13 protein-coding genes and 2 pseudogenes are annotated in these 13,763 nt (G+C 59.7%); 7 read left to right on the top strand and 8 right to left on the bottom strand.

From position 1 onward, the window contains the following. Positions 1–15 precede the first annotated feature (15 nt). Positions 16–621, top strand: coding sequence for a pyridoxamine 5'-phosphate oxidase family protein (locus tag M0746_RS03815; RefSeq protein ID WP_258448247.1), 606 nt, complete (start codon positions 16–18; stop codon positions 619–621). A 151-nt stretch (positions 622–772) separates the two neighbouring features. Here the strand turns inward: M0746_RS03815 and M0746_RS03810 are convergent, their stop codons facing one another. The 3 genes from M0746_RS03810 to M0746_RS03800 form a co-directional block, all read right to left on the bottom strand. Continuing rightward, positions 773–1,261, bottom strand: coding sequence for a GNAT family N-acetyltransferase (locus M0746_RS03810; RefSeq protein WP_258448246.1), 489 nt, complete (start codon positions 1,259–1,261; stop codon positions 773–775). A gap of 87 nt (positions 1,262–1,348) precedes the next feature. Continuing rightward, the gene (locus M0746_RS03805; RefSeq protein ID WP_258448244.1) at positions 1,349–1,834 is read right to left on the bottom strand and encodes a GyrI-like domain-containing protein; all 486 of its coding nucleotides are present in this window, start codon (positions 1,832–1,834) and stop codon (positions 1,349–1,351) included. Positions 1,835–1,903: 69 nt separating this feature from the next. Next, positions 1,904–2,566, bottom strand: coding sequence for a LysE family translocator (locus M0746_RS03800; protein ID WP_258448243.1), 663 nt, complete (start codon positions 2,564–2,566; stop codon positions 1,904–1,906). A gap of 139 nt (positions 2,567–2,705) precedes the next feature. On the opposite strand from M0746_RS03800, the gene alaC reads away from it, so the two are divergent. Beyond that, positions 2,706–3,914, top strand: a complete 1,209-nt coding sequence (gene alaC / locus M0746_RS03795; protein ID WP_258448242.1) for an alanine transaminase — start codon at positions 2,706–2,708, stop codon at positions 3,912–3,914. A 185-nt stretch (positions 3,915–4,099) separates the two neighbouring features. On the opposite strand, the gene M0746_RS03790 is transcribed toward alaC, so the two are convergent. Further along, a complete protein-coding gene (locus tag M0746_RS03790; protein WP_208940085.1) occupies positions 4,100–5,452 on the bottom strand; it encodes a GntP family permease in 1,353 nt (450 codons plus the stop codon). A gap of 82 nt (positions 5,453–5,534) precedes the next feature. Then, positions 5,535–6,068, bottom strand: a complete 534-nt coding sequence (locus M0746_RS03785; RefSeq protein ID WP_258448241.1) for a gluconokinase — start codon at positions 6,066–6,068, stop codon at positions 5,535–5,537. A 216-nt stretch (positions 6,069–6,284) separates the two neighbouring features. Between M0746_RS03785 and M0746_RS03780 the strand changes: the two genes are divergently transcribed. Beyond that, positions 6,285–7,316, top strand: a complete 1,032-nt coding sequence (locus tag M0746_RS03780; protein ID WP_258448240.1) for a LacI family DNA-binding transcriptional regulator — start codon at positions 6,285–6,287, stop codon at positions 7,314–7,316. Between the two features lie 147 nt (positions 7,317–7,463). Here M0746_RS03780 and M0746_RS03775 read toward each other — a convergent pair whose 3' ends face one another. Then, positions 7,464–8,336: a LysR family transcriptional regulator gene (locus M0746_RS03775; protein ID WP_258448239.1), complete on the bottom strand. Its 873-nt coding sequence runs from the start codon at positions 8,334–8,336 to the stop codon at positions 7,464–7,466. 121 nt (positions 8,337–8,457) lie between these two features. On the opposite strand from M0746_RS03775, the gene M0746_RS03770 reads away from it, so the two are divergent. The 3 genes from M0746_RS03770 to M0746_RS03760 all read left to right on the top strand — a co-directional run bounded on the left by M0746_RS03770 (position 8,458) and on the right by M0746_RS03760 (position 11,120). Next, positions 8,458–8,898, top strand: coding sequence for a PACE efflux transporter (locus tag M0746_RS03770; RefSeq protein ID WP_258448238.1), 441 nt, complete (start codon positions 8,458–8,460; stop codon positions 8,896–8,898). Between the two features lie 125 nt (positions 8,899–9,023). Then, positions 9,024–10,448: an MFS transporter gene (locus M0746_RS03765; RefSeq protein WP_258448237.1), complete on the top strand. Its 1,425-nt coding sequence runs from the start codon at positions 9,024–9,026 to the stop codon at positions 10,446–10,448. Between the two features lie 153 nt (positions 10,449–10,601). After that, on the top strand, positions 10,602–11,120 hold the full coding sequence (locus M0746_RS03760; RefSeq protein ID WP_258448236.1) for a hypothetical protein: 519 nt from the start codon (positions 10,602–10,604) through the stop codon (positions 11,118–11,120). A gap of 141 nt (positions 11,121–11,261) precedes the next feature. On the opposite strand, the pseudogene M0746_RS29385 reads toward M0746_RS03760, so the two are convergent. Together M0746_RS29385 and M0746_RS29380 are read right to left on the bottom strand one after the other, a co-directional pair. Beyond that, positions 11,262–11,690: pseudogene (locus M0746_RS29385) on the bottom strand (methyl-accepting chemotaxis protein); the annotation flags it as partial. Between the two features lie 120 nt (positions 11,691–11,810). Continuing rightward, positions 11,811–12,581 (bottom strand): annotated as a pseudogene (locus M0746_RS29380) (PAS domain-containing protein); the annotation flags it as partial. Between the two features lie 651 nt (positions 12,582–13,232). Between M0746_RS29380 and M0746_RS03745 the strand changes: the two are divergent. After that, entirely contained in the window at positions 13,233–13,649 is a 417-nt protein-coding gene (locus M0746_RS03745; RefSeq protein WP_258448235.1) for a GNAT family N-acetyltransferase, read from the top strand. Positions 13,650–13,763 lie beyond the last annotated feature (114 nt).

The raw sequence follows: 13,763 nt of genomic DNA, 5'->3' as shown, positions 1-13,763 counted from the left end.
ATCGAGGAATGCACGATGATCGATTCAATCGAAGCACTGGAAGCGATATACGGCCAGCCGCACGAACGCGCGGTGCGCAAGCAGATCGGTTTTCTCAACGAGGATTATCAAACGATGGTGCGGCTGTCACCGCTGGTGATCGTCAGCTCCATAGGCGCCGATGGCCTCGACAATTCGCCGCGCGGCGACAAACCCGGGTTCGTGCGGATCATCGACGAACGCACCCTGGCCCTGCCCGATCGCCCGGGCAACAACCGCATCGATACCTTGCGCAATGTGCTGCACGACCCGCGGGTGTCGCTGCTGTTCATCATTCCGGGGATTGGCGAGACGCTGCGGGTCAACGGCACGGCGCAGATCAGCGCTGAGCCTGAGTTGCTGGAGAGTTTTGCGGTGAATGGCAAAGCGGCGAAAACGGTGTTGCTGGTGACGGTAGAGGCGGCGTTTTTTCACTGCTCGAAAGCGTTCGTTCGTTCGGATGCGTGGAACCCGCAAACCCACCTGCCGCGCTCGGCGTTGCCAAGTGCCGGCGCGTTTCACAAGCGCCTGAATGGGGGCGAGTTCGATGCTGAAACTTATGACGCTGAAGCTCCGAAGCGGGTGCGCGACTCTCTTTACTGACCCTGTCGCCGATGATCGTTCCCACGCTCCGCGTGGGAATGCAGCAGGGACGCTCCGCGTCCCAAAAGCGTGACGCAGAGCGTCACAAGAGGCATTCCCACGCGGAGCGTGGGAACGATCAGGTTCGGTGTTTGGGTCAGAGGTCAGAGGGTCAAAGGGTCAGGATCATCTCGTGCCACGCCATGCCGCCGTGGTCGGACTCCGACGGTTTGATGTAGGCAAAACCAAACCCGGCATACAGCGGGATGTGTTGCTCTTTACACATCAGGTGAATCGTCGCCTTATCCATCCCGCGCATGCGCTCAATGAACTCGGCCATCAGCCGCTTGGCCAACCCCTGCCCCTGATAATCCGGATGGACCACCACCGACATGATCACCACGTTCGGCCCTTTCGGGTCGTGGCCGATCAGTTCCTTGAACGCTTCGTCGGACATCTGCACATCGAACGCCGCGCCGGAATTGACGAAACCGGCGACCACGCCCTCCACCTCGGCGACGATAAAACCTTCAGGCCAGGTGGCGATGCGCGTGGCGATCTTCTCGCGGGTGGCGGCTTCATCGCCTTCGTAGGCAACGGTTTCGATGGCGTAGCAGCGGTCCAGATCGGCGGCGGTGACGTTACGGATGACGGTGTTCATGGCAACTCGGAAATCATTGGAATTTGAGGTCGCCAAGCATAAAGCAGATCAACCGGGGCGGACATGATCCGCCTCGATGGGTAGCTGTCAGGCTTTGAGCGGCAGCCAGATTTCCAGCGTGCCGGTGTGCAGTTTCGGATCGAAATCTGCGCTGTAGCGTTCGAATTCCGGGGCATCCGCCGCTTCACGGCCAGACTGCGGCAGCCAGGTGTTCCAGATGTACTGGAAGGTGTCGGGGAGTTGCTCCAATCGCCCCTTGTGCTCGAAGACCGCGTAATGCTGCGGCTGAATTTCAACCCAACGGTACTTCTCCGGCAGGTCATCAAGCTTGTCGATCTGCACGCCAGCGATGTACTCGAAGCCGCCCTCGCCGTCCGCGTTGCAGCAGACGCCGTAGGTCACTTCACCCACTTGCGCGGGAATCTTCCCCAAGTGCGGAATGAGCTTTTCCCACAACGCCGGAATGTCCTCGGTGGAATCCTGGGTAAAGCGTCCACCGAATCCGGCAATCAACAGAAACGACCCATGTTCGAAGCGAGGTTCTGCCACTTCAACGCCTGTTTGCTCATCCATGACGCGACTCCCTGATACAGAAAAGTGGGTTCGGCTGGGAGTATAGAAAGCCCGAGCCGTTTCGCTCGTTTATAGCGTGTGCAACTGCTCGGCGGCGCCCGAACCGACAAACTCGTTGTAGCCGGAAAGAATCACGTAGACCGCGAAATAGCAGAAGATCGCCGCCGATGCCAGGTACGAATAGCGCAACAGCTTGTCGCCCAGCAGCTTGCCACCGTGGCTGGCGGCGAAGCACAGACCGGCCGACCACAGCAGCCCGGCACACAGGAAACCGCCGAGAAACAGCGCCGAGCTAATCGCGCCGCCGCCACCGGAACGGGCGATCAATGTGCCGCCAACCGCCGCAAACCAGAGAATCGCGCTCGGCGACGACATGGCGAGAAAGATCCCCCGCAAGAACTCCTTGCGATGGGAGTTCTGCCCCACTTCTGCCGTGGCCGCCAACTGCGCTTGATGGTGAATCGCTGAGTAAATCATCTTCGCCGCGAAATAGATCAACAGCGCCGAACCACCGATCCACAACACCCAGCGCACGGTTTCGTATTGCAGCAAAACGGTCATCCCGGCCAGCGCCAGCACTGCGTAAATCAGGTCGCCGACGCAAGTGCCCAAGCCCAGCGCAAAGCCCTGAAAGTAGCCGCGCTGCATGGCCAGGGTGATCATTGCGATGTTGGCCACGCCGATGTCCAGGCACAGCGAAAGGCTCAGCAAGAAGCCGCTGGTGAATTCCATTGACCGATTTCCTTCGGAAAAAAATGTTTACAAACAGGCTGGACAGTATGCCATCAGCGCCCTTATCTTCCGCCACAGGTCACCGCAGTGACCAGCGTCGCTCGGACGGTTCCGGGCGCTTACGTTATCCGAGGCAACAATGGCCGAACAAGGTTCGCCGCGCCGCTTTGCGCGCATCGATCGACTCCCCCGTTACGTTTTCAACATCACCGCCGAGCTGAAGATGGCTGCCAGGCGTCGTGGTGAAGACATCATCGACTTGAGCATGGGCAACCCCGACGGCGCTACGCCGCCGCACATTGTCGAAAAACTCGTACAAGTCGCCCAACGCGAAGACACCCACGGTTACTCGACCTCCAAGGGCATTCCGCGCCTGCGCCGGGCGATTTCCAACTGGTACAAGCAACGCTACGAGGTCGATATCGACCCGGAAAGCGAAGCCATTGTCACCATCGGCTCCAAGGAAGGTCTGGCGCATTTGATGCTGGCGACTTTGGATCAGGGCGACACCGTGCTGGTGCCGAACCCAAGCTATCCGATTCACATTTACGGCGCGGTGATTGCCGGCGCGCAGGTGCGTTCGGTGCCGCTGGTGCCAGGCGTGGACTTCTTCGACGAACTGGAACGGGCGATTCGCGGCTCGATCCCCAAGCCGAAAATGATGATCCTCGGCTTCCCGTCGAACCCGACTGCGCAGTGCGTGGAGCTGGATTTCTTCGAACGGGTGATCGCCCTCGCCAAGCAGTACGACGTGCTGGTGATCCACGATCTGGCCTACGCCGACATCGTCTACGACGGCTGGAAAGCGCCGTCGATCATGCAGGTGCCGGGCGCCAAGGACATTGCCGTGGAGTTCTTCACCCTGTCCAAAAGCTACAACATGGCTGGCTGGCGCATCGGTTTCATGGTCGGCAACCCGGAACTGGTCAACGCCCTGGCGCGGATCAAGAGCTACCACGACTACGGCACGTTCACCCCGCTGCAAGTGGCGGCGATTGCTGCGCTGGAAGGTGATCAGCAGTGCGTGCGCGACATCGCCGAGCAGTATCGCCAGCGCCGCAACGTGCTGGTCAAAGGCCTGCATGAGCTGGGCTGGATGGTCGAGAATCCGAAGGCATCGATGTACGTCTGGGCGAAGATCCCCGAGGCGTATGCGCATCTGGGGTCGCTGGAGTTCGCCAAGAAACTGCTCGCCGAGGCCAAGGTCTGCGTCTCGCCGGGAGTGGGGTTTGGCGAGTATGGCAATGATCACGTGCGCTTCGCGCTGATCGAAAACCAGGACCGCATCCGCCAGGCCGTGCGCGGGATTCGCGGGATGTTTCGCGCGGATGGCCTGGCCCCGAAATAACTGACACACCCCTGATCGTTCCCACGCTCTGCGTGGGAATCAGGCCGGGACGCTCCGCGTCCCAAAGCGGACGCAGAGCGTCCATTGAGGCATTCCTTTGCTGCGCGTGGGAACGATCATCCGAGTACCTTCAAGGCACAAAAAAACCGCATCGCTGCGGTTTTTTTGTGCCTGCAAGAAGCTGTTTAAACGAACAGCGACAACAGCAGGATAAAGCCCAGGCCGACTACCGACAGAATGGTTTCCATCGCGGTCCAGGTCTTGAAGGTTTCGGCCACGGTCATGTTGAAGTACTGCTTGACCAGCCAGAAACCGGCGTCGTTGACGTGCGACAGGATCAACGAGCCGGCGCCAGTCGCAAGTACCAGCAGCTCACGGTTGACGCCCGGAATCATCCCAACTACCGGCACCACAATGCCGGCACCAGTGATGGTTGCCACGGTCGCCGAACCGGTAGCAATACGGATCACCGCCGCCACCAGCCACGCCAGCAGGATCGGCGAGATCTGTGCGCTGACCGCCATGTGACCGATCACATCGCCCACGCCGCTGGTGACCAGCATCTGCTTGAAGCCGCCGCCGGCACCGATGATCAGAATGATCGCAGCGGTTGGCGCCAGGCTCGCGTCGAGCCACTTGAGCATCTGGTTGGAGCCGATGCCCTGCTTGTAGCCGAAGGTGTACAGCGACAGCAGCAACGCCAGCAGCAGTGCCGAGATCGGGTGACCGATCATGTCCATCCAGGTGCGGAAGAAGTTGCCGTCCGGCAGCGCCACGTCAGCGAAGGTTTTCAGCAGCATCAGGAACACCGGCAGCAGCACGGTGACCAGGGTAATGCCGAAGCTTGGCAGATCGCTCGAATCGTTTTCGCGGGCCAGTTGATCGACCAGTTCCTGATTCGGGTGACCCGGAATGTGCTTGGCGATGAACGTACCGAAAATCGGACCGGCGATGATCGCGGTCGGCAGCGCAACGATCAGACCGTAGAGAATGGTCTTGCCGATGTCAGCGCCGAACACGCCGATGGCCAGCAGCGGGCCCGGGTGCGGCGGCACCAGACCGTGTACCGCGGACAGGCCGGCGAGCAGCGGGATACCGATCTTGATGATCGACACACCGGTGCGACGCGCCACGATGAACACCAGCGGAATCAACAGTACGAAGCCGATTTCGAAGAACAGCGGGATGCCGACCAGAAACGCGGCGAACATCATCGCCCATTGGACCTTGTCCTTGCCAAACGCGCGAATCAGGGTCTGGGCAATCTGATCCGCCCCGCCGGATTCGGCCATCATTTTGCCGAGCATGGTGCCCAGCGCCAGAATGATGCCGACGAAACCGAGCACGCCACCGAAGCCGTCCTGGAACGCTTTGATGATGGTGCCGATCGGCATGCCCGAGGTCAGGCCGAGGAACGCGGCCGCAATGGTCAGGGCGATGAAGGGGTGAATCTTGAATTTGGTGATCAGGATAATCAGACCGATTACCGTGACCACTGCATCGAGCAGCAGGAACGTCTCGTGGGACATGCCGAACATTGGGGGTGTCTCCTGGATTGTTGTTGTTATTAAAGCGGGTTGAACAGAAGTCGGGAGGACAGCGCTGTCTTTTTCAACATACTCATACCGCCTGTTTCAGACCGTGGGCCTGCCACCAGACGTGAGCCTGCTTTGCCAGCTCTTCAACGCTGTGCACCGAGGCATTGAGCGCCAGGGTCAGCGGCTCGCCCTTGGGCGATTCGAGGGTGGCGAACTGGCTTTCGATCAGCGTGGCCGGCATGAAATGGCCCGGACGGTGCGAGACACGTTCGGCGGCCACTTCAGGGGTCAGTTCCAGAAACACGAAACCCAGGCCCGGCAAGGCGCTGCGCAGGCGTTCACGATAACTGTGTTTAAGGGCCGAGCAGGTCAGCACCGGGCGCTTGCCCGACGCATCGACGCGACGCAGTTCATCGCACAGGCTGTCGAGCCAGCCGGCGCGGTCGTCGTCGTTCAGGGGGATCCCTGCGCTCATCTTTTCGATGTTCGCGGCCGGATGAAAAGTATCGCCTTCAATGGCAGTGGCGCCGCTCAAATGGCACAAGGCCTCGCTGACGCACGTCTTGCCGCAACCGGCAACGCCCATGATGACCAGGGCGGTGATGGGATGACTCATATAACACCTCAGCGCGCAGACAGCGCTACCTTTGCTAGCTATGACTCTAGTGCACAGGCAGAAGTTGCCGACGCCTTCTTGTCGTTTTTTTGGGTTGCAGCAGGTTCGTTCCCAACGCCAAAGAGCCAAGATCAGGCAGGACCTCGCTCACGCATTTGCAGCTGCATCAGGACAGCGCTACCTTAGTGCCTTGATTTTTGTTTGGCAAGCCGCCCGATGACCTCCCCCAAGAACGATAAAAATACCCGTACCACCGGCCGTCCCACCCTTAATGAAGTTGCCCGCCTGGCCGGCGTCAGCCCGATTACCGCCTCCCGCGCCCTGCGCGGCGTCAGCACCGTGGCCACCGAACTGGTGGAAAAAGTGCAGAAAGCCGCGCTCGAACTCAACTACGTGGTCAACCCCGCCGCCCGTGCGCTGGCCTCGGCGCAGAGCCATTCGGTGGTGGTGCTGGTGCCGTCGCTGTCCAACCTGCTGTTCATCGACACGCTGGAAGCCATTCATCGGGTGTTGACGCCCAAGGGCTTCGAAGTACTGATCGGCAACTTTCACTACTCGCGCGATGAAGAAGAAAACCTCCTGCGCAACTACATGGCCTACCAGCCGCGCGGGTTTCTGCTGACCGGATTCGATCGCACCGAGAGTTCGCGGCGGATGATCGAGGCCAGCAACATTCCCTGCGTGTATATGATGGAACTGGACAGCAGCGCCGGGCTCAATTGCGTGGGTTTCTCGCAACTGAGCGCCGGGGAAACCGCCGCCGAGCATTTACTCTCTCGCGGACGCAAACGCCTGGCCTACATCGGCGCACAACTCGATCAGCGCACCCTGCTACGCGGTGAGGGTTTTCGCCGGGCGTTGCAGAAGGCCGGCCGCTACGACCCTGACCTGGAAGTGCTGACGCCGCGTTCTTCATCGGTGGGCTTGGGTGGCGAGTTGTTCTTGCAATTGCTGGCGGCGCATCCGGATGTCGATGCGATCTTCTTTGGCAACGACGACCTCGCCCAGGGCGCCTTGCTCGAAGCGCTGCGCAATGGCATCAAGATCCCCGAGCAGGTGGCGATTCTTGGCTTCAACGACTTGCCGATGTCCGAGCACATGGTGCCGCGCCTGAGCAGCATCAACACCCCGCGCGAGGCCATCGGCCGGCGCGCGGCGGAACAGATGCTGACGCTGATGGCCGGCAACAAAGTGCCGCGCCCGGTGGAAGACATGGGTTTTGAGTTGAAGATTCGCGAAAGCACCTGACCCCCTTACCGATCACGACCGATCGTTCCCACGCTCTGCGTGGGAATGCCGCAACGGACGCTCCGCGTTTGGCTCTGGGAGGGGCGCAGAGCGTCCCGGGCTGCATTCCCACGCGGAGCGTGGGAACGATCGAAATCTGCGCAACCTTTAATGGCTGAGCAAATCGACAAGCGCCAACGCGCCCTTCTGCAACGGCTGACTCTTGAGCCACACCGCATGCACCGGCATCACCAGGCCGTTTTCGATATTGCGAAAATTCAGCCGCTGCAAGCGCCCCGCATCCAGGCGTGATTGCACCACCGACAGCGGGAAATTACCCCAGCCCAACCCCGCCTCGACCATGTCCATCGCCGCTTCCAGGCTGTCGGTGCGCCAATATGATTGCGCCACCAGTGGTCGCGTTTCGCTGATCGGCAGGTCACGGCTGGCAACGATGATCTGCCGCACCTGGACCAGGTCCTCGAGAAACACGTCCTGGCCCTGCAACATCGGGCTGTCCGCCGCCAGCGTGGCGATCATCCGTTCATTGCCGACAAACTGGAAACGCTCCAGCACGTTCATGCGCAACCCGGCAAACGCCAGGCACAGACCGACGCGACCGCTGTGCAACATTGCCAGTACGTCATCCTGCGGCGCTGTCAGCACTTCGATATCGAGTAACGGATAACGCTCGGTGATCACCTTGATCGCCGCGAGCAAACGGCGCCGGTCAATGTCCGCCACCACGCCAATCGACAACTTGCTCTCCAGCCCCAGCGACAACTCCACCGCATGCACCTGTAACTGCTTGAGCTGCTCGGCGATCAGCCGTGCGTGCGGCACCAGGGACAGCGCCATGGCGGTGGGTTGCGGTTCTCGATGACTGCGATCGAACAGCAGATAGCCAAGCTCGGCTTCAAGATTGCCAATGCCCATGCTTACCGCCGAAGGGACTTTGCCCAACGCCCGCGCAGCGGAGGAAAACGAGCCGCGCTCGATCACCGCAAGAAATAATTCGATGCTGTCGCTGTTGAAATTCAAACGGCTTACCTGTCAACAAAACTGAAAGGACCTGACTTTTTCTGTCAGCTCTATTGAAGCTATCTTTCGTCGCCTTCGCCACCCCCGTTGGCTGTCATTCGCAAGATAGAGGCAAATCTCCATGCAAGGCGTGAAACGCAAACTGGTCTACGTGTCGCTTTACGAAGTCATCGGCATGACCTTCTCCGCCCTCGGTCTGGCGCTGCTGTCCGGCACGTCGCCGGGCAGCACCGGGCCACTGGCGGTGATCATCACCACCATCGCCGTGACCTGGAACTTCATCTACACCTCGCTGTTCGAGCACTGGGAGAGTCGCCAGATCTCGCGCACGCGCACGGTGAAACGGCGCATCGCCCATGCCGTTGGGTTTCAACTGACGTTGATCGTGTTTCTGATTCCGCTGATCGCGTGGTGGATGAACATCAGTCTGGTGCAGGCGTTTCTGCTGGATCTGGCACTGATCATTTTCATCCCGTGCTACACGTTTGCCTTCAACTGGCTGTTCGACCGCGTCTTCGGCTTGCCCGCGTCAGCCTTGCCGGATTCAGCGGCAGCAGCATAAATCGTTAATTCGTAAGCGAATATTGCAAGAAAAGTGTTGTGGCGATCGTTTAACGCACATATTCACAATCCATGAACTCCGATAGCAGGCTAAGCTTTTCCATCAAATAAAAAATGGATCTGCCCATGACTGCTCACGCCTTCGCCGCCGCGCCCAGCGACGGCATCGACCCGGTCCGCGCCGCCGAGATTTCCGCCCGCATCGATCGCCTCCCCGCCGTGGCGACGATCTGGCGGCTGGTGGCGCTGCTGTCGATCGGAGGGTTCTTCGAACTCTACGATCTGTTCCAGACCGCCTACATCAGCCCGGGTCTGATCCGCGACGGCCTGTTTGCCACCGGTAATCAAGGCGTGTTCGGGTTTTCCGATCAGGCAGCGTTCGCCTCGGCGACGTTCCTTGGCCTGTTCCTCGGTGCCAGCCTGCTCAGCCCATTGGCGGATCGCTTCGGCCGCCGGGCGATCTTCACCTTTGCGCTGATCTGGTACACGGTGGCGACGGTGTTGATGGGCATCCAGACCTCGGCGCTGGGCATTATCGGCATGCGTTTTCTGGTGGGCATCGGCCTGGGCATCGAACTGGTGACCATCGACGCCTACTTGTCGGAACTGGTGCCCAAACGCATGCGCAGCTCGGCGTTTGCCTTTGCGTTCTTCGTGCAGTTCCTCTCGGTGCCGGCGGTGGCGTTGATGTCTTGGTGGCTGGTGCCGCAGGCGCCGTTCGGTATTTCCGGGTGGCGGTGGGTGGTACTGGCGAGCGCGGTGTTTGCGTTGTTTATCTGGTGGCTGCGCAAGCGTCTGCCGGAATCGCCGCGCTGGCTGGCGCAACATGGCCGTTTTGATGAAGCCAATCAGATTCTCGACCGCCTCGAAGCGCGCTGCGCCAAAGATCACGGCAAAGCGCTGGACGCGCCCGAAGCGGTGCCGGTGGATGTCGAAGGCAAGGGCCGTTTCGCCGATATCTGGCAACCGCCGTATCGCCGCCGCGCGTTGATGCTGATCGTCTTTCACATTTTCCAGGCGATCGGCTTCTTCGGTTTCGGCAACTGGCTGCCGGCGCTGCTTTCAGGCCAAGGCGTGAGCGTCACCCACAGCCTGATGTACGCCTTCATCATCACACTCGCCTACCCGCTCGGGCCGTTGTTGTTTGTGAAGTTCGCCAACCGTTTCGAGAACAAATGGCAGATCGTCGGCTCGGCCCTTGGCGCGATGACCTTCGGCACCCTGTTCGCCCTGCAGACCAGCGCCGTCGGGCTGATCTTCTGCGGTGTGATGATCACCTTCTGCAACGCCTGGCTGAGCTTCAGTTATCACTCGTACCAGAGCGAACTGTTCCCGACCAACATCCGCGCCCGCGCGGTCGGCTTCTGCTATTCGTTCAGTCGCTTGTCGACAGTGTTCAGTAGCTTGTTGATCGGCTTGTTTCTCGACAACTTCGGTACACCCGGCGTGCTCGCGTTCATTGTCAGCAGCATGCTGATCGTGATGTTGACCATCGGCTGGTTCGGCCCGCGCACGCGTAATCTGGCGCTGGAGAATATTGCCCATCGCTGAACCGCACCGGTCAGCCTTTGCCGTCTGTCGGCAAGGGCTGACCGCCGGGCATCGTGCGATTTGTCTCAACTGATTGAAAATCAAGGATTTTGATACAAGGCACGGTAATTGCTCCTGAACCCGGGTCAGCCATCACCCACAGGTCTGCCCATCATGTTGATCAGTGCCAAACAACAACAAATCATTCACTTGCCGAAAGCGTTGAACGACGATGCGACGTCCACCGCCGCGGCCGGTCTGCACGGCGCCATGCTGCAAACATTGCAAAGCCAGACCCAGGCGCAAACCGCCAAGGTGCAAGACTCGGCCACCCAGATCGCCACCCAGCAAGTCAGCGAAGCCACGCGCATCAGTGACAACGTCGACGAAGCGTTCGCCAAGACCCGCGTCGGCCTGCAATCGACCGACACCACCGTCGCCGCGAAAACCGCCACCGACGAATTCAAGGACTACATGAGCAAAACGCCGGAACAGCGCCTGCGCGACAGCATCCTGCAGGAGATGGGCCTGAGCGAAGACGACATCAAAGCCATGCCGCCGGAGAAACAACTGGCCATCGGTAAAGAGATCGCCGAGCGTTTGCAGGACAAGGTGAAACTGGCGCAGGCCGAGAAAGATAACGACGTGAAGGACAGCGACAAAGCGGCGGACAAGTTTCTAGCTGCGCTCTGATTTTTTAAGATCACCTTGAATCAAATGTGGGAGCGAGCCTGCTCGCGAAGGCGTTGTATCAGTCACTTTATGCTTGGCTGAAACGCCGCTTTCGCGAGCAGGCTCGCTCCCACATGGGTCATTGGTGATGCTGAAAACGAGTCAGTTCAGTTGCAACGTCTCATTGAACTGGCTGATCGCGTCCACCACATGCCGCGAGCCCTGCTGAATTTCCAGAATCACCTCCCCTGCCTCGTTCGCCAGTTCCACACCCAGCCCGGTGCGGCTCAGGCTCGATTGCATGCTCGACACTGCGCTCAGCGACAGGTCGTGATTCCTGCGCACCACATCGACAATTTCCAGGGTGGCCTGGCTGGTCCGCGCCGCGAGGCTGCGTACTTCGTCCGCGACTACCGCGAAGCCGCGGCCATGTTCGCCGGCGCGTGCGGCCTCGATGGCAGCATTGAGCGCCAGCAGGTTGGTCTGGTCGGCAATACCGCGAATGGTCTGGACGATGGTGCCGATGATATCCGACTGTTTGCTCACCGCATCGATACTCACCGCGGCTTCGTTAAGATCACGGGAAATGTCCTGAATGATCTGCACCGTCTGCTGCACCACCTGCGAGCCTTTTTGCGCGCAGGCGTCATTTTGTACCGAGGTGCTGTGGGCCGATTCGGCGGCGCTCTGCAAGGTGGTCATCTGGCGGGTGATGTCGCTGTCGAACTTGACCACTTTGTACAAGCGGCCCTTGGCATCGAACAACGGGTTGTACGAGGCTTCCAGATAAACCATGTGCCCGGACTTGTTCTTGCGCTCGAAGCGGTGCGAGTGATATTCGCCGCGATTGAGCGAAGCCCAGAACGCCTTGTATTGCGTGGACTCGGACTCGCTGCGGTGACAGAACAGACTGTGATGCTGGCCGACGATCTCATTGAGCGAATACTGCATGGTCTGCAGAAAGTTATCGTTGGCGGCGATGACATTGCCTTCGGGGGTGAACTCAATCACCGCCATGGAACGACTGATCGCCGCCAGCATCGCCTCTTCTTCGTGTTCCTTGTTGATGCGTGCGCTGATATCCGCAGCAACTTTGATCACGCTTCTGACTTCTTTGTCGGGACCGAACACCGGCATGTAACTGGCTTCGAGCCAGATCTCCCGGCCGCTCTTGTTCAAGCGCAGAAACGTCCCGCTCAGGGGTTCGCCACGGGCCAGGTCGCGCCACAATCTGGCGTAGTCCTCGCTGCGGTAGTAACTCTCCTCACAAAAGATCCGATGGTGTTTGCCGCGTACTTCCTCGGCGCTGTAGCCCATGGTCTTGCAGAAGTTGTCGTTGGCATCGAGGACGATGCCGTCAGGGCTGAACTCGATCATCGCCATCGAGCGGCTGATCGCGGCCAACTTGGCGTTGGTCTCGGTCAGCGCGCAACTGAAGCGCTCGATTTCCTGCAGGTCAGCCTTGTGATGTAGGTTGAACATGGTTGTATCACCTTCCGCGCGGTCTTTCGATTTAATGAAAGTTCTGGTCTTTCAAGATCCACCACTACGTTCCGTGGAACAGGCACACGCCTTCCTCCACGGGAGGAAGTTGTCAGGTGATAAATGATGATCAATCGGAGCGTCCATGCAGCGACGTTCTAATCAAGACATCCTTCTCTTGATAGCCCGCACGCGGGCCAGCCCTAACGCATTGAAGAAATTCCATTTAGGCGACGCTCCTTGTTGGTTCAGTGTCGGTGCCTTGAATTGCGCACTCTGGCAGCATGAATCACGGGCCAACGATGCCAGTCAGTCGGGTTTTGACATGACGGTCGACATAGTTAGTTACGTCAAGCATAGCCAGACGGCTGCCGTGCGCAAGGCCACTAGTCGGCCAGTATCTGGCACTTTTTGCACAAGAAACGGTTCAGCGCACGAAGCTGAGCCGAGGGAGGACGGCATGTGCCGCAATTCAAACGATCAAATGTAGGAGTGAGCCTGCTCGCGATGGCGATTGATCAGGCGGCGATGTTGCCGGGGAGAATGCTATCGCCAGCAGGCTGGCTCCCACAGGGGAATGTGTTGCAAACCGGGCTATCGGTTGGCGCGCGTTCTCATATAATCGCCGCTTTGCCCAGAACAGCCCTGTCCATGCCCGATACCCATTACACCTTGCTCGACGCGTCGCTCTGGCCGTTGATGAACAAGTTCTACCGCCGCCACCAGTCCTCGATGAAAGCCGTGCGTGATGCGCAACTGTGGGTGGCGCGGCGCGGGGACATCGTCGCGGCGCTGTGCCTGCGCCCGGTGGCGGGTGGGCATTGGTTGACCGGGTTGTTCGTCGATCCGCAGTGCCGCGAACAGGGGATTGCCGCGCAGTTGATCGCGGCGGCCACTCAAGCGGTGAGCGAGCCGGTGTGGCTGTTCTGTCATCCGGATCTGCGCGGGTTCTATGAGCGGCGCGGATTCAGTTTCGACCCGTCATTGCCGCAGGCGATGGCGGAACGCTTGAGCCGCTATGCGCGGAGCAAGCCGATGATTGCCATGGGGCTCAATTCTCCAGCCTGACCACAATCCCCTGTAGGAGTGAGCCTGCTCGCGATAGCGGTGTGTCAGTCAGTGAAAATGTCACTGATACACCGCTATCGCGAGCAGGCTCACTCCTACAAGGGGAATGTGTTG

This window comes from Pseudomonas sp. S11P7 (assembly GCF_023195435.1).
Classification (GTDB): domain Bacteria; phylum Pseudomonadota; class Gammaproteobacteria; order Pseudomonadales; family Pseudomonadaceae; genus Aquipseudomonas; species Aquipseudomonas fluorescens_G.
Note: the sequence above shows the minus strand (reverse complement) of the source record. Positions and strands in the feature narration are given on the sequence as shown.